This window comes from Pelomonas sp. Root1237 (assembly GCF_001425055.1).
Taxonomy (GTDB): Bacteria; Pseudomonadota; Gammaproteobacteria; order Burkholderiales; family Burkholderiaceae_C; genus Pelomonas.
The window spans coordinates 1,087,419-1,105,346 of the sequence record NZ_LMDK01000016.1; the positions used below are offsets into that span (position 1 = coordinate 1,087,419).

22 protein-coding genes are annotated in these 17,928 nt (G+C 67.4%); 5 read left to right on the plus strand and 17 right to left on the minus strand.

The features are described 5' to 3' along the window. Positions 1-18: 18 nt before the first annotated feature. From ASC91_RS17735 to ASC91_RS17755, 6 genes are all read right to left on the minus strand, one after another. The gene (locus tag ASC91_RS17735; RefSeq protein ID WP_056199402.1) at positions 19-261 is read right to left on the minus strand and encodes a DUF2970 domain-containing protein; all 243 of its coding nucleotides are present in this window, start codon (positions 259-261) and stop codon (positions 19-21) included. Then, on the minus strand, positions 258-872 hold the full coding sequence (locus tag ASC91_RS17740) for a cytochrome c oxidase assembly protein (protein WP_056199405.1): 615 nt from the start codon (positions 870-872) through the stop codon (positions 258-260). Before ASC91_RS17740 ends, ASC91_RS17735 begins: the two co-directional genes overlap by 4 nt. A gap of 83 nt (positions 873-955) precedes the next feature. After that, the gene (locus ASC91_RS30370; protein WP_394326330.1) at positions 956-1,072 is read right to left on the minus strand and encodes a cytochrome oxidase small assembly protein; all 117 of its coding nucleotides are present in this window, start codon (positions 1,070-1,072) and stop codon (positions 956-958) included. Next, a complete protein-coding gene (gene ctaD / locus ASC91_RS17745; RefSeq protein ID WP_056199408.1) occupies positions 1,072-2,727 on the minus strand; it encodes a cytochrome c oxidase subunit I in 1,656 nt (551 codons plus the stop codon). Before ctaD ends, ASC91_RS30370 begins: the two co-directional genes overlap by 1 nt. Positions 2,728-2,757: 30 nt before the next feature. Next, positions 2,758-3,936, minus strand: a complete 1,179-nt coding sequence (coxB, locus tag ASC91_RS17750; protein ID WP_394326335.1) for a cytochrome c oxidase subunit II — start codon at positions 3,934-3,936, stop codon at positions 2,758-2,760. A gap of 195 nt (positions 3,937-4,131) precedes the next feature. Continuing rightward, entirely contained in the window at positions 4,132-5,055 is a 924-nt protein-coding gene (locus tag ASC91_RS17755) for a biotin synthase (RefSeq protein WP_157281734.1), read from the minus strand. Between the two features lie 23 nt (positions 5,056-5,078). Here ASC91_RS17755 and ASC91_RS17760 point away from each other — a divergent pair, with 23 nt between their 5' ends. Together ASC91_RS17760 and trmL are read left to right on the plus strand one after the other, a co-directional pair. Beyond that, positions 5,079-5,834, plus strand: coding sequence for a ComF family protein (locus ASC91_RS17760; RefSeq protein WP_056199415.1), 756 nt, complete (start codon positions 5,079-5,081; stop codon positions 5,832-5,834). A 23-nt stretch (positions 5,835-5,857) separates the two neighbouring features. Continuing rightward, positions 5,858-6,328, plus strand: coding sequence for a tRNA (uridine(34)/cytosine(34)/5-carboxymethylaminomethyluridine(34)-2'-O)-methyltransferase TrmL (gene trmL, locus ASC91_RS17765; RefSeq protein WP_056199419.1), 471 nt, complete (start codon positions 5,858-5,860; stop codon positions 6,326-6,328). A 408-nt stretch (positions 6,329-6,736) separates the two neighbouring features. On the opposite strand, the gene ASC91_RS17770 is transcribed toward trmL, so the two are convergent. From ASC91_RS17770 to ASC91_RS17785, 4 genes are all read right to left on the minus strand, one after another. Continuing rightward, positions 6,737-7,735: an NAD(P)H-dependent glycerol-3-phosphate dehydrogenase gene (locus ASC91_RS17770; protein WP_056199422.1), complete on the minus strand. Its 999-nt coding sequence runs from the start codon at positions 7,733-7,735 to the stop codon at positions 6,737-6,739. A gap of 79 nt (positions 7,736-7,814) precedes the next feature. Continuing rightward, entirely contained in the window at positions 7,815-8,288 is a 474-nt protein-coding gene (gene secB, locus ASC91_RS17775) for a protein-export chaperone SecB (RefSeq protein WP_056199425.1), read from the minus strand. Positions 8,289-8,430: 142 nt separating this feature from the next. After that, positions 8,431-8,691, minus strand: coding sequence for a glutaredoxin 3 (gene grxC, locus ASC91_RS17780; protein WP_056199753.1), 261 nt, complete (start codon positions 8,689-8,691; stop codon positions 8,431-8,433). Positions 8,692-8,774: 83 nt separating this feature from the next. After that, positions 8,775-9,185 (minus strand): rhodanese-like domain-containing protein, encoded by a 411-nt coding sequence (locus ASC91_RS17785; protein WP_056199428.1) that lies wholly within the window; start codon positions 9,183-9,185, stop codon positions 8,775-8,777. Between the two features lie 89 nt (positions 9,186-9,274). Between ASC91_RS17785 and gpmA the strand changes: the two genes are divergently transcribed. After that, a complete protein-coding gene (gene gpmA, locus ASC91_RS17790; RefSeq protein ID WP_056199432.1) occupies positions 9,275-10,018 on the plus strand; it encodes a 2,3-diphosphoglycerate-dependent phosphoglycerate mutase in 744 nt (247 codons plus the stop codon). Here gpmA and ASC91_RS17795 read toward each other — a convergent pair. Beyond that, positions 10,003-11,019: a glycosyltransferase family 9 protein gene (locus ASC91_RS17795; protein WP_162247813.1), complete on the minus strand. Its 1,017-nt coding sequence runs from the start codon at positions 11,017-11,019 to the stop codon at positions 10,003-10,005. The genes gpmA and ASC91_RS17795 overlap by 16 nt on opposite strands. Before the next feature lie 60 nt (positions 11,020-11,079). Here ASC91_RS17795 and ASC91_RS17800 point away from each other — a divergent pair, with 60 nt between their 5' ends. After that, complete coding sequence (locus tag ASC91_RS17800; RefSeq protein ID WP_056199437.1) at positions 11,080-11,841, plus strand: hydroxypyruvate isomerase family protein; 762 nt, start codon at positions 11,080-11,082, stop codon at positions 11,839-11,841. Here the strand turns inward: ASC91_RS17800 and ASC91_RS17805 are convergent. The 6 genes from ASC91_RS17805 to ASC91_RS17830 all read right to left on the minus strand — a co-directional run bounded on the left by ASC91_RS17805 (position 11,822) and on the right by ASC91_RS17830 (position 16,351). Continuing rightward, entirely contained in the window at positions 11,822-12,553 is a 732-nt protein-coding gene (locus ASC91_RS17805; protein WP_056199441.1) for a 1-acyl-sn-glycerol-3-phosphate acyltransferase, read from the minus strand. The genes ASC91_RS17800 and ASC91_RS17805 overlap by 20 nt on opposite strands. A 76-nt stretch (positions 12,554-12,629) precedes the next feature. Beyond that, positions 12,630-13,931: a dihydroorotase gene (locus ASC91_RS17810; RefSeq protein WP_056199444.1), complete on the minus strand. Its 1,302-nt coding sequence runs from the start codon at positions 13,929-13,931 to the stop codon at positions 12,630-12,632. A 2-nt stretch (positions 13,932-13,933) separates the two neighbouring features. Beyond that, positions 13,934-14,896 carry an aspartate carbamoyltransferase catalytic subunit gene (locus ASC91_RS17815; protein WP_056199446.1) on the minus strand — a complete coding sequence of 321 codons (963 nt, stop codon included), beginning with the start codon at positions 14,894-14,896 and terminating at the stop codon, positions 13,934-13,936. Further along, positions 14,896-15,384, minus strand: a complete 489-nt coding sequence (gene pyrR / locus ASC91_RS17820; protein ID WP_056199449.1) for a bifunctional pyr operon transcriptional regulator/uracil phosphoribosyltransferase PyrR — start codon at positions 15,382-15,384, stop codon at positions 14,896-14,898. Before pyrR ends, ASC91_RS17815 begins: the two co-directional genes overlap by 1 nt. Further along, a complete protein-coding gene (gene ruvX, locus ASC91_RS17825) occupies positions 15,381-15,776 on the minus strand; it encodes a Holliday junction resolvase RuvX (RefSeq protein ID WP_056199452.1) in 396 nt (131 codons plus the stop codon). Before ruvX ends, pyrR begins: the two co-directional genes overlap by 4 nt. Continuing rightward, a complete protein-coding gene (locus tag ASC91_RS17830; RefSeq protein ID WP_056199455.1) occupies positions 15,773-16,351 on the minus strand; it encodes a YqgE/AlgH family protein in 579 nt (192 codons plus the stop codon). Before ASC91_RS17830 ends, ruvX begins: the two co-directional genes overlap by 4 nt. 112 nt (positions 16,352-16,463) lie before the next feature. Here ASC91_RS17830 and ASC91_RS17835 point away from each other — a divergent pair, with 112 nt between their 5' ends. Further along, positions 16,464-17,888 (plus strand): deoxyribodipyrimidine photo-lyase, encoded by a 1,425-nt coding sequence (locus ASC91_RS17835; protein ID WP_056199458.1) that lies wholly within the window; start codon positions 16,464-16,466, stop codon positions 17,886-17,888. The last annotated feature ends 40 nt before the right edge of the window (positions 17,889-17,928 follow it).

Consider the following 17,928-nt stretch of genomic DNA (forward strand, 5'->3'; position numbering starts at 1 on the left):
CTGTTGCGGCTCGGGCCCTCAGGCCCCGGCCACGCCACTGCTGATGACCCAACGGACCAGCAGCACCAGCACCAATACAAACAGGGCGGCGCCAAGCACGCCCGCGATCAACACATGCACCGGGTTGAGCTTGGCCATGTCGTTCTCATGGTCCTTGCCCCGGCGCACGCCGAAAAAACTCCAGGCCACAGCCGAGATCGTCTGGGCGAACGAGGCCTTGCGGCCCACGGCTTCCTTCAGATCCTTGCCGGCTTCGCTCACAGCGCGGCTCCCGTCGCTGAACGGGATCCAGGCGCCTGGCCCAACTTCACACCGCCCTTGCCCGCCACCTCGAAGAAGGTATAGGACAGGGTGATGGTCTTCACATCCTTGGGCAGCTTGGGGTCGATGACGAACACGACCGGCCACTGCTTGCTCTCGCCCGGCTTCAACGTGTATTCGTTGAAGCAGAAGCATTCCAGCTTGTTGAAATGCGCACTCGCCTGCATCGGCGCATAGCTCGGGATGGCCTGGGCCGCCATGGTGCGGTCCTGCACGTTGCGGAACTCGTACATGACCTGGGTCAGTTCGCCCGGGTGCACCGTCAGATGGCGCACCGCCGGCTTGAAGTCCCAGGGACCGCGGGCATTGGCGTCGAACTCGACCGTGATTTCACGGCTGAAGTCGATCTGGCCGTTGCCGTCGGCGATGCCTTTGGCAGAAAGCGCGGTCTGGCGCTCGGCCAGCGACAGCACGTTGATGCCCAGCGCATTGCAGATGGCCTTGTACAGCGGCACCAGCGCGTAACCGAAGCCGAACATCAACGCGACCACCACCGCCAGCTTCATGACGAGCTGCCGGTTGTCGCGATGCAGAGCGGCCAGGAAGCGCATGTCAGTGCCGCCCGGCCGCCCGAAGGCGCTGACGCGCCCCCTCGGGGGGCAGCAAACGAAGTGCGCGTGGGGGCTTCATCATGTCAGTGAGCCAGCAGCACCATCTTCGTGACGAAGCCGATGCCGAAAATCAAGGCAATCGACAGCAGGATCAATCCCAGCCGTCGGTTGGCTTTGCGCTGTTCGGGCGTCATGGCCATCAGGCGACGATCTTGGTGGCCGAAGCGTTCAGCTTGGGCGGCTCTTCGAAGGTGTGGAAGGGCGCCGGCGACGGCACTTCCCACTCCAGGCCTTCGGCGGCTTCCCAGGGCTTCTGCGCCGCCTTCTCACCCTTGCCGCGCATGGCCGGCACGACGACGAACAGGAAGAAGTAGACCTGCATCAGGCCGAAGCCGAAGGCGCCGATGGATGCAATCGCGTTGAAGTCGGCGAACTGCATCGGGTAGTCGGCATAGCGACGCGGCATGCCGGCCAGACCCAGGAAGTGCATCGGGAAGAAGGTGATGTTGAAGAAGATCAGCGAACCCCAGAAGTGGATCTTGCCGCGGGTCTCCGAATACATCACGCCGGTCCACTTCGGCGACCAGTAGTAGTAGCCGGCGAACATGCCGTACAGCGAGCCGGCCACCAGCACGTAGTGGAAGTGGGCCACGACGTAGTAGGTGTCCTGCAGCTGGATGTCGACCGGTGCCATCGCCAGGATCAGGCCGGTGAAGCCGCCCATCGTGAACACGAAGATGAAGCCGACGGCGAACAGCATCGGCGTCTCGAAGGTCATCGAGCCGCGCCACATCGTCGCCAGCCAGTTGAAGATCTTCACGCCCGTGGGCACGGCGATCAGCATGGTCGCGTACATGAAGAACAGCTGGCCCGTCACCGGCATGCCGGTGGCGAACATGTGGTGAGCCCAGACGATGAAGGACAGGATGGCGATCGACGCCGTCGCGTACACCATGGAGGCGTAGCCGAACAGGCGCTTGCGGGCGAAGGCCGGCACGATCTGGCTGACGATGCCGAAGGCCGGCAAGATCATGATGTAGACCTCGGGGTGGCCGAAGAACCAGAAGATGTGCTGGTACATGACCGGGTCGCCGCCGCCCGCGGGGTTGAAGAAGGCGGTGCCGAAGTGGCGGTCGGTCAGCGTCATCGTGATGGCGCCGGCCAGCACGGGCATGACGGCGATCAGCAGATAGGCCGTGATCAGCCAGGTCCAGGCGAACATCGGCATCTTCATCAGCGTCATGCCGGGGGCGCGCATGTTGAGGATGGTGACGATGATGTTGATCGAGCCCATGATGGACGAGGCGCCCATGATGTGCATCGCGAAGATGCCGGCGTCCATCGACGGGCCCATCTGCAGCGTCAGCGGCGCATAGAGCGTCCAGCCGGCAGCGGGGGCGCCGCCGGGCATGAAGAAGCTGCCCACCAGCATGATGGCCGCAGGGATCAGCAGCCAGAAGCTGAAGTTGTTCATCCGCGCGAAGGCCATGTCGGCCGCGCCGATCTGCAGCGGGATCATCCAGTTCGCGAAGCCGACGAAGGCCGGCATGATGGCGCCGAACACCATGATCAGACCGTGCATGGTCGTGAACTGGTTGAAGAGTTCGGGGTTGAAGAACTGCAGGCCCGGCTGGAACAGCTCGGCGCGGATGCACAGGGCCAGGATGCCGCCGACCATCAGCATCGTGAAGGAGAACAGCAGGTAGAGGGTGCCGATGTCCTTGTGGTTGGTCGCGAACACCCAGCGGCGCCAGCCGTGGGGTGCGTGGTGATCATCGTGGTGGTCGTGATCGTGATCGTGGGCGTGGCCGTCATGGCCACCGACCGCGCCGTGGGGGGGGAGCACTGCACTCATGTGATTTCCTCTGATTCGGCGTTCGGTCGATTACTTGCGGGCGGCCAGCACTTCGGCCGGTTGCACCGTCTGGCCCGTCTTGTTGGACCAGCTGTTCTTCGTGTACGTGATCACGGCGGCGATGTCGGTATCGCTGAGCTGCTTCCAGGCGGGCATGCCCTTGTCCATGCGGCCGTTCAGCACGACCTGAACCTGCTGCAGTTTGTCTTCGGCGAGCACGACCGGCGACTTGTCCAGCGGCTTGATCGGGCCGGCGCCCGAGCCGTCGGCCTTGTGGCAGACGGCGCAATTGGCGCCATAGACCTTCTCGCCGCGGGCGACCAGGGCGGCTTGCTCCCAGACCTTGTTCGGGTCATCGGCCTTGGCGGCGATTTCCTTCTTCTTGCCATCCACCCACTTGGTGTAGTCCTCGGCGGACACGACCTTCACGTGGATGGGCATGTAGGCGTGTTCCTTGCCGCACAGCTCGGCGCATTGGCCGTAGTAGTCACCGATCTTCTCGGCCTTGAACCAGGTGTCGCGCACGAAGCCGGGGATGGCATCCTGCTTGACGCCGAAGGCCGGCACCATCCAGGCGTGGATGACGTCGTTGGCCGTCGTGATGATGCGGACCTTCTTGTCCACCGGCACGACCAGCGGGTTGTCGACCTTGAGCAGGTAGTTGTCGACCGGCTCGGGCTTGCCGGTGTTGGATGACTCGCGTTGGGCGGTGTCCAACGTGGCCAGGAAGCCGATGCCTTCGCCTTCACCCTTCAGGTAGTCGTAGCCCCATTTCCACTGGTAGCCGGTGGCCTTGATGGTCACGTCGGCGTTGGTGGTGTCCTTCATCGCGACGACGACCTTGGTCGCCGGCAGGGCCATGCCGATGACGATGAGGAAAGGCACCACCGTCCAGGCGATCTCGACGGCCACGCTCTCGTGGAAGTTGGCCGACACCGCGCCCTTGGACTTGCGGTGCTTGAAGATGGAATAGAACATCACCCCGAACACCGCGAAGAAGATGACCAGGCAGACGATCATCACGAAGTTGTGCAGCCACATCTGGTCGGCCGCGATGCGCGTGACTGGCTCGTGCAGATTGAGCTGATTGACGCCGGGGCCGCCCTTCAGGTCGTTGACCGCCAGGGCTGGGCCGGCCGCCAGGGCCGCCATCGCCGCCGTGGCCCAACGGCCCCAAGCGCGTGAGGCGCTATGCACTCGTGCGTTCATCATCGTCATGGTTGTCACTTGGTTCTTTGAAGAGCGGGGCTTGCTTGTCCAGCCCGACAGCTGGATTTGGGAGGCAAGTTCCGTGGGTTGAGCCGGGTGTTGCCCCAAAGCCCTCTATGCGGCGCGGGATTTTAGCCCAGGCTCCGAGAGGGACGGCCCATGCCGCCCCCGGGGATTCACCCCCTTCATCCCCCTTCACCCGGTTTCACGGCCCTTGCGCAGCGTTGCGCGCATGGCGTCGATGGACACATGGGTCTCGGCCGCCATCGTCAGCCGCGGCGCCGCCTTGAAGGCGTGGCCGAAGACGAGCTCTACCGTCAGCGCAAGCCGGCCCTCGCCGTCGCGCAGCGTTTCCAGCTGCGCCAGCAGTGCCGCCTTCCACTTGCGACCGCGCAAGCCGGCGAAGCGCGCGGGCGCCAGGTTGCCGCCCAGCGCCCGCAGGTCGGCCAGCAGGCTTTCGGGCGTGGCCCAGGTCAGGCGCAGCCGCTGCTGGTCCATGACGGGGTCGGCAAAGCCGGCCTTGAGCACCAGGTCGCCGATGTCATGCATGTCCCACCAGTCAGGCGTCGGCCGGCCCCAGCCGGCGCGCGCATACAACGGCCGCAGTTCGACGAAGCTGTCCGGGCCCAGGCAGGAAAACATCACAAAGCCGCCGACCGCGACGCTGGCCTGCCAGGTGTCGAGCAGCTCCGGCAGGTCGGCGCAGGCATGCAGGGCCATGTTGGACCACAACAGGTCGACCTGGGGCAACGCTGGCAGCGAATCGACATGACCGGAGGAGGCGCCACGCAGCTTCTGCCACCAGTTGCGCTGGCGCTTCTCGGCCGCGCGAGCCGCCAGCGCCGTGTCGGCTTCATGCCACAGCAACTCCGCGCTCGGGTAAGCCAGGCGCAGCAGCTCGCCACTGGCGCCCAAGGCCGGCGATGCGTCCAGCACGCGGTTCGGCTGCAGCTTGATATAGGTCAGGCGTTCGGCCATGCGCCCGGCGACCTCGTCGTGCAACCACGGCGGCTGCGCAGCGGCCGCGAGGCGGCGCGCCTGGTGGCGAACGGCGGCGGCGTCGAGGTCCTGGGGCCGCGGCCCCTTGTTTGAAGTAGGGGTCGAAGCCGGTTCACTCATGGAGCGGTCAGTATATTGAGCCGATGCCCGAGCGCTCCCTGTCGGCAACGAAGCCTGCTCTGATCGAGAAAGTCCTGCTGCGCTGCGCCGGCCAGTGCGCCGTCTGCCGCGCCTGGAGCCACCAGACCATCTGCGAAGCCTGCCTGGCCCTCTACGCACGCCCGCAGCCGCGCTGCTGGACCTGCGCGGCCAGGCTGCCCATCGAATTGACCGGCAGGCCCCGCCCCCAATGCGGGCGCTGCCTGCACGCGGCACCACCGCTGGACCGCGCCGTGGCTGCGCTGGACTACCGCTTCCCCTGGGACGGCTTGCTGCAGCACTTCAAATACCACCAGGCCCTGGAACTGCGCGAGAGCCTGCTGGAGCGCCTGAATACGGCGCTGACCGCGGCCGAGGTCGACGCGCCAGACTGGCTGCTGCCCGTGCCGCTGTCGAACGACCGCCTGCGCGAGCGCGGCTACAACCAGGCACACGAGCTGGCCAAGGCGCTGGCGCGCCGGCGCGGCCTGCGCTGCGAGCCGGAGATGCTGCTGCGGGTACGCCACAACGCTGCCCAAGCCAGCCTGAAGCTGGAGGCGCGCGCAGCCAATGTGCGCGGCGTCTTCGCCGTCGAGCCGCTGCGCGCGGCGCAGTTGCGCGGCACCTGCGTCGCGCTGCTCGACGACGTGATGACCAGCGGCGCGACGCTGTTCGAGCTGGCCCATGTGCTGCTGCAGGCCGGCGCGATGAGCGTGCAGGCCTGGGTCATTGCGCGCACGCCCGAGCCGGGAGGTGAGTGAAGCCGGCGGGATACTCCTGCCCCATGTTCCATATCGTCCTCGTCCAGCCGGAAATTCCGCCCAACACCGGCAACGTGATCCGCCTTGCTGCCAACACCGGCTGCAGCCTGCACCTGATCGAGCCGCTGGGTTTCTCGATGGAGGACAAGTTGCTGCAGCGCGCGGGGCTGGACTATCACGAGTACGCCCGCGTGCAACGCCATGCGGACTGGGCGGCCTTCCTCGCGGCCGAGTCGCCCGGCCCGGCGCGAATGTTCGCCTTCACCACGCGCGGCAGCCGGCCTTTTGGCGAGGTCGCCTGGCAGCCGGGTGACTACCTCGTTTTCGGCAGCGAGACGGCCGGGTTAGCGCCGGCACTGCGAGAAAGCTTCCCCGTCGAGCAGCGCGTGCGCCTGCCGATGCGCGAGGGCCAGCGCAGCCTCAACCTGAGCAACAGCGTGGCGGTGGCTGTGTTCGAAGCCTGGCGGCAGAACGACTACGCGGGTGGCAGCTGACAGTGCACTGGTTGCAGCAAAGGGGCGACGAGCAAGCACCCGACCGGCCCTATTCCAAGGTTGGCTTCTTTGCCCCACGACGAGCGCCCACCAGTCTGCCTGATACCCAGCGAAGAACTGGAATGGCTGCCCAGACACTGGCTGCAAGGGCTATCAGCAGTCCAAAGCCCATCAAGGTCTTCCCTGCCAAGGAACCTCCGAGGAAGACTGCGGCGACGGCAAAGGCCATGTAGCCCAACCACACCGCGCCACCCACGAGAACCCGATCAACAGACGAGGCAATCGAGTCGAGCAGGCCAACAGGTGGCACTTGCTCGGGCAGGCCATCAGCGCCGCAGCGCGGGCACATTGCCCCGTCTTCCGGAATTTCATTTCCGCACTGTGCGCAGCTTCTGACCATGCCGCGCCCTACTCCGCCCGCGCATCGCGGCTCATCAGCCGCTCCACCGCCTCACCAACGCGCAGCCGCCCGTCCAGCAAAGCCACCATGGCCTCGGTGATCGGCATCTCGACGCCGGCTTCGCGCGCACGCGCCAGCACCGTCGGCGCGCTGTAGACGCCTTCGGCCACATGGCCCAGCCTGGCCAGGATGTCCGGCAATGCAAGCCCCTGCGCCAGCATCAGGCCGACGCGGCGATTGCGCGACAGGTCACCGGTGGCGGTCAGCACCAAGTCGCCCAGGCCCGACAGACCCATGAAGGTCTCGGCCTTGGCGCCCAGGGCCAGGCCCAGGCGCAGCATCTCGGCCAGGCCGCGCGTGATGACGGCGGCGCGGGCGTTCAGCCCGGGTGCATCAGGTGCGGCGCCGGAGAGGCCGTCACAGACGCCCACGGCAATGGCCATGACGTTCTTGACCGCGCCGCCGACTTCGACGCCAACCGGATCGTTGGACGTGTAGACGCGCAGCCTGTCGCCATGAAAGGCATCGACGGCGGCCTGGGCGAGGTCGACATCCTCGCTCGCCGCAACGAGGGCCGTGGGCCGCCCGGCGGCCACCTCCTGCGCAAAGCTGGGGCCAGACAGACTGCCCACGCGCATCGCCGGCTGCAACTCGCGTGCGATCTCATGGCCGAGCCGCCCAGTGCCGGCCTCGAAGCCCTTGCACAGCCACAGCACGCGCTGCGTGGATGGCAGGACGGCGAGGGTTTCGCGCAGGCCGGACATCGGCGTCGCGACGATGGTCAGCCCGTCGGCGGCGTGCGCAATGGCTGCGGCGCGGTCGCCGGTCAGGCCGAGCGCGGCGGGCAGTTCGCCGTCGGGCAGATAGGCCGCGTTGCGGCGGCTGGCCCGCATTTGTCCGATGGCAGTTGCGTCACGGCCCCACAGGCTCACGTCATGGCCGGCGTTGGCCGCCTGGATGGCCAGGGCCGTGCCCCAGGCACCGGCGCCGAGAACGCTGATCTTCATCGTCGTCATGCGCAGAAGTGTCACCCAAGTAAAACGCCCCGCACGGAGCGGGGCGTCATCACGAGGCGAGCCTCGATGCTCAGTTGACGGCCTGGCCGCCCTGGGCTTCGCGCTGGGCCTGCTGGGCCTCGAACATGGCCTGGAAGTTCACTTCCGTCAGCAGCACCGGCGGGAAGCCGGCGCGGGTGCAGACGTCGGACACGATGGCGCGCAGATAGGGGTAGACCATCTGCGGGCAGACGATGCCCAGGATGCCTTCGAGCTGGTCCTGCGGCACATTGCGGATCTCGAAGATGCCGGCCTGCTTGGCTTCGACCAGGAACAGCGTCTTGTCGCCGACCTTGGTGTTGACGGTGGCCGTCACGCAGACCTCGAAGATGCCGTCGGTGACGTTCTCGGCCGACAGCGTCAGGTTGATGTCGACCTGGGGCTGCTGCTGCTCCAGCAGGATGTGCGGCGCATTGGGCTGCTCCAGCGACAGATCCTTCAGGTACATGCGCTGGATCTGGAACACGGGGGTGCCTTCGGGGGCGGCTTGGATCTCGTCGGCCATGGGATTCTTTCTAGCGAAGCGTCAAACAAAAGCCCGCAGGCGGCGTGCTGCGGGCGGTGGCTGGATTATGGGCGAGGCCTCGTGACAAGCCGATCGGGCTTGCCCGGTGTTGAAATCAGGCCAGAACGCCCAAAGCGACCCTTCAGGCCGCTTGGAGCAAGGGCAGCAAGCCGCCCTTCTGGTCGAGGGCGATGAGGTCATCGCACCCCCCGACATGGGTGTCGCCGATGAAGATCTGCGGCACGGTGCGGCGGCCCGTCCTGGCCATCATGTCCTGGCGCTCGGCCGGGTTGAGGTCGACGCGGATCTCGTCGATCTGCTCGACGCCGCGTTGCTTGAGCAGCATCTTGGCGCGCACGCAGAACGGACAGACCAGGGTGGTGTACATCTTGACGACAGCCATCTCAATCTCCTTCAGCCGCAAATCTGCCTACGCAGATTTCTGCCCAATGAAAGGCAGAAAAAGTCGGTTGGGCGAAAAACCGCTCACGCGCTTTTTTCCACCGGCAAATTCGCCTCCCGCCAGGCCTTGAGGCCGCCGGCCAGCACCTGGGCCTTGTCATAGCCCAGCTTGCGCAGCATGCCCGCGGCGCGGCCGGCGCGTGCGCCGGTCGGGCACACCAACACCAGCGGCAGGGCCTTGTTGGACGGCAAGGACTTGTGGCCCTCGATCTGGCCAAAGGGGATGTTGCGCGCGCCGACGGCATGGCCCTTGGCAAACTCTTCGGGCTCGCTGACATCGATCAGCACGCCCTTCTCGCGGTTGATCAGTTGCACCGCCTGGGCGGGGGCGAGGCCGCCGCCCTGTGCACCCGACATCAGCATGGGCCAGAGCAACAGGCCACCGGACACAAGTGCGGCGACGAGCAGAAACCAGTTCTCGATCAGGAAGTTCAAGCAAGCATCCCGTGTAATTCAACGAAGCCGGCGATTATCGCTGGGTCGGATAATCCGCCGCTTCCCACCACCTCAGCGCGCCTTGCCCCATGTACAAGCTCGTCCTCATCCGCCACGGCGAATCGACCTGGAACCTGGAAAACCGCTTTACCGGCTGGACCGACGTGGACCTGACGCCCACCGGTGTCGAGCAGGCCAAGACGGCCGGCCGGCTGCTGAAGGAAGCGGGCTATGACTTCGACATCGCCTACACCTCGGTGCTCAAGCGCGCCGTGTGGACGCTGTGGCACGCCCTGGACCAGATGGACCGCACCTGGCTGCCGGTGCGCCACGCCTGGCGCCTCAACGAGCGCCATTACGGCGGCCTGCAGGGCCTGAACAAGGCCGACATGGCCAAGCAGTACGGCGACGAGCAGGTGCTGATCTGGCGCCGCAGCTACGACACACCGCCGCCGGCGCTGGAAGCGACCGACCCGCGCAGCGAACGCAGCGACCCGCGCTACCGCGGCCTGGACGCCGAGGACATTCCGCTGACGGAATGCCTGAAGGACACGGTCGCCCGCGTGCTGCCCTTCTGGAACGAGACCGTCGCGCCCGCCATCAAGGGCGGCCAGCGCATGCTCATCGCCGCCCATGGCAACAGCATCCGCGCGTTGGTGAAGTACCTCGACAACATCGCCGACGACGCCATCGTTGGCGTCAACATCCCCAACGGCATCCCGCTGGTCTATGAGCTGGACGAGAACCTGAAGCCGATCAAGAGCTACTACCTGGGCGACGCCGAAGCCGCCGCCAAGGCGGCTGCCGCCGTGGCCAATCAGGGCAAGGCCTGATCCACCTCGGCCAGCACCTCCTCCACGCTGGCCCAGCCGGGCCAGTACTGAAGCAGCTTGACCGTCGGCCCCCACGGCGCCCAGACCGCGGGATCGGCCGGCCCCCAGGGGGTGAGCAGCCGTGCGCCGACGCCGGCGGCGATGTGGCCCGGCCCGGTGTCGTTGGAGACGACGATGCCGGCCATCTGCAGCAACGCGGCGTAGATGCCCAGGCCCACGCCTTCGAACCGCACCACGTCAGGGTAGAGCTGGCGGGCACCCTCCAGCTCGGTCGGTCCCGGCACCATCACGATGCGGCGCCCCGCCGCATTCAGGCGGCGCACGAATTCCGGGAAAGCCGGCCAGGTACGGTCCAGGAACTCGGTTTTCCCGTTGGCGAACGGGCAGATCATCACGTAGCGCCCCGGCGCGATGCCTTGCCCCGCCAGCAGAGCCGCGGCCCGCTCCCGCTGGGCCTCGCTGACCTGCAGGCCGATGGCCGGCGGAGGCGGCTCGTCGATGCCGAGGAAGTCGCAGGCCAGTTCCCAGTATTCGACCAGCGTGTGCCGCCCCGGGCGCCGCGGGTGACCACGGCGCATCAGCCAGGTGCGCCCCTCCACCGCATGGCCCTCGGCGCGCAGGCCGGCCAGTCGCGCGTCCAGCGCCGCTGAAAACGCGTAGGGAAAGAGCAGCGTATTGGAGCGTCGGTCGAATCCGGGGTCTTGCGCACGCAGCTGCCGCCGCAGCGCGCGCAACTGCGCCACGCGCTCGCCGAGCCTCTCGGGCCGCACATGGACGCGCCAGCCTTCCGTCTCCAACAACCCGCGTGCCCAGCTCTTGCCGACCAGTTCAAGGCGATAGCCGTGGCTTTGCAGCAGCCGCAGCGCCGGAATGCTCAAAACCGTGTCGCCAACGAAGTTGCGCAGACGGACGATCAACGGTCGGGCTTCTATCATCAGCAATTCTTTACAAGTGACGCGGGATTCTCCCTGCGCAGGCCCGTTCTCCATGCCCGAGATCACCCTGCCCTCCTCAGCCAAAGTGATCGCCAGCCATGACGCCGCCCTGGTAGCGGAGTCGCAGTGATCCCGCCACGCTTCGCAGCCAATCTCGATTGGCTCTACACCGAGCACGCCTATCTCGACCGGCCGGCGGTGGCGCGGGCCGACGGCTTTGCCGCCGTCGAGCTGCAGCAGCCGCATCTGCATGACCGCCCACCGCTGACGGCCGCGCTGGCGGGGCTGAAGGTCGTCCTCATCAACGCCCCTGCCGGCGACTGGGCCGTCGGCGAGCGCGGCTTCACCGCCCTGCCCGGCCGCGTGGCCGAGTTTCGCGACGCGACGCTGCGCGGCCTGGACTTGGCCGACCGCCTTGGCGCGGCCCGCGTGCATCTGCTGTCAGGCTTGGCCGAGGACACGCCCGAGCACCGCTCGACCTGGCTGGCCAACCTCGGCTGGGCCGCCGAGCAGTCGCCCCTGCCCTTGGTCGTCGAGCCCATCAACCGCCGCGACATGCCCGGCTATTTCCTGCATCGCCAGGCCCAGGCGCTGGAGCTGCTGGCGGCGCTGGACACGCCCCGCGTGCAACTGCAACTCGACCTCTACCATTGCCGCGTCGCTGAAGGTGAATCACTGACACATCTGGCGCGCGCGCTGGACCTCGGCGTGCTGGGCCATGTGCAGGTCGCCGGCGTTGCCGGGCGGCATGAGCCCGAGGCCGGTGAATTCGCGGCGGAGCTGGCCTTGCTGGACGCGCGTGGCTGGCAAGGCGTTGTCGGCCTGGAATACCGGCCCCGTGGCAATACGCCGGCCGGCCTGGCCTGGCTCAGCCCAGCTTCGCGCTGATCACGCCGCGCAGCATCGCACCAAGGGCGCGACGGTCCTGGCCGGTCGTCATCACGCTGGGCAGGATCTGCACATCAATGCCCAGCCCCTTGGCCGAAGCAATGCGCCACAGGCTCTCAACCAACGTCGTGTCGCCAATGAAGCGCGCCGACGAGCTGAAGCGCTCGCCGGGCTCGTGCCACCGCAGCACGACGGGCAGCACCGGGGCATCGACCGACACCGCCGCCTGCAGCAGGTTGGCGTGGAAGGGCAGCATCTCGGGCCCGGCGCCCGTGGTGCCTTCCGGGAAGACGGCGACACAGTCGCCCGCCTGCAGGGCTGCGGCCGTCTGGTGCACGACACGCAGCGCATCGCGCTTGCTGGCGCGCTCGATGAAGAGCGTGCCGGCGCCTTCGACGAGGGCGCCGACCACCGGCCAGTGCCTCACGTCCGCCTTGGACACGAAGCGCGCCTGCGGCAGCACCGCGTGGACGCCGGCGATGTCCAGCCAGGAGATGTGGTTGGCCACCATGAGATGACCCGTCGGCAAGGCCTGGCCCTGGGACTTCAGCGCGATGCCGAGGATGCGCAGCGTCTTGAGCGACCACCACTGGATCAGCCCATGCCGCTCGGACGCCGTCAGCAGCTCGAAGCGGCGCTTGACGATCCACAGGCCGTGCAGCACATGCGGCACAAGGCGCGTGAGGCGCCAGGTGGCGATCAGGGATCTCATTCAGCCTCCCGCCGGGCCGCCCCTAGGGAGGCTGCACCCCCTCGGGGGGCAGCGTGCGAAGCGCGCGTGGGGGCGGTCATCCTTCGTAGGCGACGTGGCCGGCGACAAGGGTGCAACGCACGCGCGCGGGCAGCTCGAAACCGCTGGAGGCGAAGGCAAACGGCGTGTGCTTGCCCTGGCTGGCCAGGGCGTCGGGCGTGACGGACCAGCTCGCCGCCGCGTCGAACACGCAGACATCGGCGACGCCACCTTCCACCAGGCGACCGGCGCTGGCGGACAAAGAGCCGAGTGCGCTGCCCAGCACCCGCACCGGTTCGGCCGTCACGACGGCCAGCGCGCGCTGCAGCGGCAGCTTGGAATCCTGGGCCCAGCGCAGCGCCAGGCTCAGCAGCAGCTCCAGGCCCGTCGCGCCCGGCGTGGCCTCGGCAAAGGGCACAGCCTTCTCGTCGATCGTCACGGGCATGTGGTCGGACACCAGCGCGTCAATAGTTCCATCGGCGAGGCCCGCGCGCAGCGCATCGCGATCACGACCCTGGCGCAGCGGCGGCGTCAGGCGCATGGCCGAATCGAAGTAGCCGATGTCGACGTCACTGAGGTGCAGCGAATTGATGGACACGTCCGCCGTGACGGGCAGGCCCTCGCGCTTGGCCGCGCGCACCAGTTCGACGCCGGCGGCGCTGGACAGGCGGCACACATGCACCCGGGCGCCCGTGGCGCGTACCAATTCAAAAATGGTGTGCAGCGCCACTGTCTCGGCGCTGACGGGCACGCCGGACAGCCCCAGCCGCGTCGCGACCGAACCGCTGGCCGCGACGCCACCGCCGAGATACGCGTCCTGCGGGCGCAGCCAGACCGTGTAGCCATAGGTGGCGGCGTATTGAAGCGCCCGGCTCAGCACCAGCGTGTCCTTGATCGGCACCTCGGCCTGCGAGAAGCCGATGCAGCCAGCCTCGGTCAGCTCGGCCATCTCGGTCAGCGCCGTGCCGTTCAACTGGCGCGTCAGCGCGCCGAGCGGAAACAGGCGGCAGCGACTGAGCTTGCGGGCGCGGAACTTCAGCATCTCGACGAGACCGGGCTCGTCGAGCACCGGGTCGGTGTCGGGCGGGCAGACCAGGCTGGTCACGCCACCAGCGGCCGCTGCGGCGAGTTCGCTTTCGAGCAGGCCTTCATGCTCGTGCCCGGGCTCGCGCAGTCGGGCGCACAGGTCGACGAGGCCGGGCGCGACGATGAGGCCGCTCGCGTCCACGGTGCGGTCGGCAACGAAGTCGCCCACATCCCCCAGGTGCACGATGCGGCCGTTCGCGATGGCGACGTCGCCAATGCGGTCGAGATTGGACGCCGGGTCGATCAGGCGGCCGCCTTGGATCAGGATCTTCATGCTCATGCCTCGTTGCCAGCCAGGATGGCCATGACGGCCATGCGCACCGCGATGCCGAAGGTGACCTGCGGCAGGATGACGCTGCTCTTGCCGTCGGCCACTTCGGACGCGATCTCGACGCCGCGGTTGATCGGCCCCGGGTGCATGACGATGGCGTCGGGCTTGGCCAGGCGCAACTTGTCGGGCGTCAGGCCAAAGTGCTTGAAGAACTCGCCGCTGCTGGGCAGCATGCCGCCGTTCATGCGCTCGTTTTGCAGGCGCAGCATGATGATGACGTCGGCGTCCTTCACACCTTCGGCCATGTCGTGGCAGACGCGCACGCCCATGTCGCGCAGGTCGCCGGGGACCAGGGTCTTGGGGCCCACCGCGCGGATCTCCGGCACGCCCAGGATGTTGAGCGCATGGATGTCGCTGCGAGCGACGCGCGAGTGAACGATGTCGCCGACTATGGATACGGTCAGGTTGCGGAAGTCTTTCTTGAAGTGCCGGATCGTGTACATGTCCAGCAGCCCTTGAGTCGGGTGGGCGTGGCGGCCGTCGCCGGCGTTGACAACGTGCACGTGCGGCGCGCAATGCTGGGCAATCAGGTGGGGCGCGCCGCTCTCGCTGTGGCGCACGACGAACATGTCGGCGTGCATGGCGCTGAGGTTGGCCACAGTGTCCAGCAGCGTCTCGCCCTTGGCCGTGGAGCTGCGCGCGATGTCCAGGTTGATGACGTCGGCCGACAGGCGCTTGGCGGCGATCTCGAAGGTGGTGCGGGTGCGGGTGCTGTTCTCGAAGAACAGGTTGAACACCGACTTGCCGCGCAGCAGCGGCACCTTCTTGACCTCACGGTCGTTGACCGAGAGGAAGCTGCCCGCGGTGTCCAGGATCTGTTCCATGACCGCACGCGGCAGGCCTTCGGTGGACAGCAGGTGGATCAGCTCGCCGTGCTTGTTGAGCTGGGGGTTGCGTTTGGAAAGCATCACTTCACCTCAAAGGCAAATCGGCCCCCGTCGGCGCGCGCAAGGCGCAGGCTCTGGTCTGCGGCGAGCGTGACGCGGGCCGCAGAGAACGCCGGCTCGATCGGCAGCTGCCGCCCGCCGCGGTCCACCAGCACCGCCAGCTGCACGCTCGCCGGGCGGCCGAAGTCGAACAACTCGTTGAGCACGGCCCGCGTCGTGCGGCCGGTGTAGAGCACGTCGTCGATGAGCAGGATGTCGCGGCCGTTGACGTCGAAAGGCAGCGAGGTGTGGTCGGCCTTGGCCAGGCCCCGCGAGCCGAAGTCGTCGCGGTGCAGCACGCTGGAGATGGTGCCGGCGTCGGCCAGGCCCAGGTCGACGGCCAGGCGCTCGGCCAGCCAGGCGCCGCCGCTCCAGATGCCCACGAGGGCGGTGTCGGCGGTCAGCAGTCGCTGCACGCCGCGCCTGAGCTCGAGGTAAAGGCCTTCAGCGTCCAGCTTGAGGTCACTCATGGATGTTCCCGGAAAAATTGTTCAAGGATGAGGGCGGCCGCTGCGGCGTCCACGTCGTGCGCGCCTTCAGCCTCGGCTTCGACGCTGGTGTAGCGCTCGTCCACTTCGAAGACCGGCAGGTGATGGCGCCCGGCCAGCCGGCGACCGAAATTCTGTGCCTTGGCCGTCATCTCGTGGGGCGCGCCGTCGGGGTGGCGCGGCACGCCGATGACGAGGGCGTCGGGCTGCCAGGTCTTGACGAGGGCGGCAATCGCGTCGAAATCGCCACTCCTGACCGTGGCACGCGGCTCGGCCGAACCGAGCAAGCGTGTGCCCGAGGCGATGCCGATGCGTCGGGTGCCAAAGTCAAAAGCAAGAAAGATCTGATGCGACGGCGCCAACGCCGCCATCATGCGTGCCCCGCGTCCGAGCTGAGCATGCGTGGGTCCACGCCCAGCAGGGCCAGTGCGCGCTCGTAGCGCTGCTCCACCGGCGTGTCGAAGATGATCTCGGGCGCCGCGTCCACCGTCAGCCAGCCGTTGCGGCCGATTTCCTCTTCGAGCTGGCCCGCGGCCCAACCGCTGTAGCCGAGCGTGACAAAGATCTTCCTGGGGCCGGCGCCGTTGGATAGCGCTTCAAGCACGTCGCGGCTGGTCGTCATCTCCAGGCCGCCGGGCACGGCCAGCGTCGCGTTGTAGTGGCCACCCTCTTCGTCCAGCGGCTCGTGCAGCACGAAGCCGCGGTCGGTCTGCACCGGGCCGCCATAGAAGACGGGGCTGTCGGCCAGCGGTTCGGCCGGTGGGCTGAGCTCGACCTTCTCGAACAGATTGCCCAGCGTCAGAGAGATGGGTTTGTTGATGACGAGGCCCAGGGCGCCGTTGTCGTTGTGCTCGCAGAGGTAGACCACGGTGCCTGCGAAGGCCTCGTCGGCCATGCCGGGCATGGCGATGAGGAATTGGTTGGTCAGGACGATCCGGTCGGCGGGCATGGCGGCATTTTATTCTGGCCGCTTTGCGCTTCAGCGCTTTATCGCCCGGGAGACTGGTGCTTGCCGAGGTCGCCCAGCCTGGGCGGGCGCGCAAAGACCTTAATCTGCGCCCATGCCTGCTCACCTTGACCGCGCTCTTGTCTGGTTTCGCCGCGACCTGCGCGCGGACGACCAGGCCGCGCTGTATCACGCGCTGCGCAGCGCGAAACAGGTCTTCTGCGCTTTCGTCTTGGACCGCGACATCCTCGACGCCCTGCCACGCGCGGACCGACGCGTCGAGTTCATCCTGGGCGCGCTGCAGGTGCTGGACGAGGACCTGGGCAAGCTCGGCGGGGCGCTGATCGTGCGGCATGGCTTTGCGGCGGACGAGATCCCGCGCCTGGTGGCCGAGCTGGGCGCGCAGGCCGTGTTCACCAACCACGACGACGAACCGCAGGCGCTGATGCGCGACGCGCTGGTGGCCGACCTGCTGAAACCCCTCAATGCCGAGCTGCGCACCTTCAAGGACCATGTCATCTTCGAGCGCGGCGAGGTCATGACGGCCGCGGGTGGGCCGTACAGCGTGTTCACACCCTACAAGAACGCCTGGCTGCGCAAGGTGGACGAGTTCTACCTGAGCAGCTATCCGGTCGAGCGCCATGCGCGGGCACTGGCGAGAACCGAGTTCGCCAAGGGCGTTCCCACGCTCGAAGACATCGGCTTCAAACCCGCCGGGCTGACCGGGCATGTCGGCCAGGGCAGCCCCGGTGCCGAGGCGCTGCTGGACGACTTCCTGGACCGCGTCGACCAGTACGACAGCAAGCGCGACTTCCCGGCGGTCAAGGGCCCAAGCTATCTCAGCGTGCATCTGCGCTTCGGCACCGTGTCGATCCGGCGCCTCGCGCGCATCGCCCACCAGTTGATGCAAGGCGGCGACCACGGCGCCGAGATCTGGCTGTCGGAGCTGATCTGGCGCGATTTCTATCACCAGGTCATGCACCACCACCCGCATGCGATGACGGCGGCCTTCCGGCCGGAATACGACGCCATCCGCTGGGAGACGGGCGCCGAAGCCGACGCGCTGTTCGCCGCCTGGTGCGAGGGCCGCACCGGCTACCCGCTGGTGGACGCCGCCATGCGCCAGCTCAACCAGACGGGCTATATGCACAACCGCCTGCGCATGGTGACGGCCAGCTTCTTGACCAAGGATCTCGGCATCGCCTGGCAACGCGGCGAGGCATATTTCGCGCAGCAACTGCTGGACTTCGACCTCGCCGCCAACAACGGCGGCTGGCAGTGGGCCAGCAGCAGCGGCTGCGACGCCCAGCCCTATTTCCGCATCTTCAACCCGGTGAGCCAGAGCGAGAAGTTCGACGCGCAGGGCCGCTTCATCCGCCGCTACTGCCCCGAACTGGCGGAGCTGCCGGCCAAGACCATCCACGAGCCCTGGGCGCGCGCGCCGCTGCAGATGCAGGGCAGCGTCTACCCGCGCCCCATCGTCGACCACGCCATCGCACGGGAGCGCACGCTGGCTCGCTACGCCGTCGTCAGGCGATGAACGGGGAGCGAAAAGGTCAACCTGCGGTCTTGCGCGGGTG

What these genes read in the sequence shown, in the direction of transcription:
- grxC (WP_056199753.1), bottom strand. Translation starts at nt 8,691, where the DNA reads ATGGCTGTCGTCAAGATGTACACCACCCTGGTCTGTCCGTTCTGCGTG.
- ASC91_RS17755 (WP_157281734.1), bottom strand. Translation starts at nt 5,055, where the DNA reads ATGAGTGAACCGGCTTCGACCCCTACTTCAAACAAGGGGCCGCGGCCC.
- trmL (WP_056199419.1), top strand. Translation starts at nt 5,858, where the DNA reads ATGTTCCATATCGTCCTCGTCCAGCCGGAAATTCCGCCCAACACCGGC.
- ASC91_RS17740 (WP_056199405.1), bottom strand. Translation starts at nt 872, where the DNA reads ATGCGCTTCCTGGCCGCTCTGCATCGCGACAACCGGCAGCTCGTCATG.
- ruvX (WP_056199452.1), bottom strand. Translation starts at nt 15,776, where the DNA reads ATGATGGCGGCGTTGGCGCCGTCGCATCAGATCTTTCTTGCTTTTGAC.
- ASC91_RS17805 (WP_056199441.1), bottom strand. Translation starts at nt 12,553, where the DNA reads ATGAGATCCCTGATCGCCACCTGGCGCCTCACGCGCCTTGTGCCGCAT.
- ASC91_RS17815 (WP_056199446.1), bottom strand. Translation starts at nt 14,896, where the DNA reads ATGCTTTCCAAACGCAACCCCCAGCTCAACAAGCACGGCGAGCTGATC.
- ASC91_RS17770 (WP_056199422.1), bottom strand. Translation starts at nt 7,735, where the DNA reads ATGAAGATCAGCGTTCTCGGCGCCGGTGCCTGGGGCACGGCCCTGGCC.
- secB (WP_056199425.1), bottom strand. Translation starts at nt 8,288, where the DNA reads ATGGCCGACGAGATCCAAGCCGCCCCCGAAGGCACCCCCGTGTTCCAG.
- pyrR (WP_056199449.1), bottom strand. Translation starts at nt 15,384, where the DNA reads ATGAGTGACCTCAAGCTGGACGCTGAAGGCCTTTACCTCGAGCTCAGG.
- ASC91_RS17760 (WP_056199415.1), top strand. Translation starts at nt 5,079, where the DNA reads ATGCCCGAGCGCTCCCTGTCGGCAACGAAGCCTGCTCTGATCGAGAAA.
- ASC91_RS17830 (WP_056199455.1), bottom strand. Translation starts at nt 16,351, where the DNA reads ATGCCCGCCGACCGGATCGTCCTGACCAACCAATTCCTCATCGCCATG.
- coxB (WP_394326335.1), bottom strand. Translation starts at nt 3,936, where the DNA reads ATGAACGCACGAGTGCATAGCGCCTCACGCGCTTGGGGCCGTTGGGCC.
- ASC91_RS17810 (WP_056199444.1), bottom strand. Translation starts at nt 13,931, where the DNA reads ATGAAGATCCTGATCCAAGGCGGCCGCCTGATCGACCCGGCGTCCAAT.
- ctaD (WP_056199408.1), bottom strand. Translation starts at nt 2,727, where the DNA reads ATGAGTGCAGTGCTCCCCCCCCACGGCGCGGTCGGTGGCCATGACGGC.
- ASC91_RS17835 (WP_056199458.1), top strand. Translation starts at nt 16,464, where the DNA reads ATGCCTGCTCACCTTGACCGCGCTCTTGTCTGGTTTCGCCGCGACCTG.
- ASC91_RS30370 (WP_394326330.1), bottom strand. Translation starts at nt 1,072, where the DNA reads ATGGCCATGACGCCCGAACAGCGCAAAGCCAACCGACGGCTGGGATTG.
- gpmA (WP_056199432.1), top strand. Translation starts at nt 9,275, where the DNA reads ATGTACAAGCTCGTCCTCATCCGCCACGGCGAATCGACCTGGAACCTG.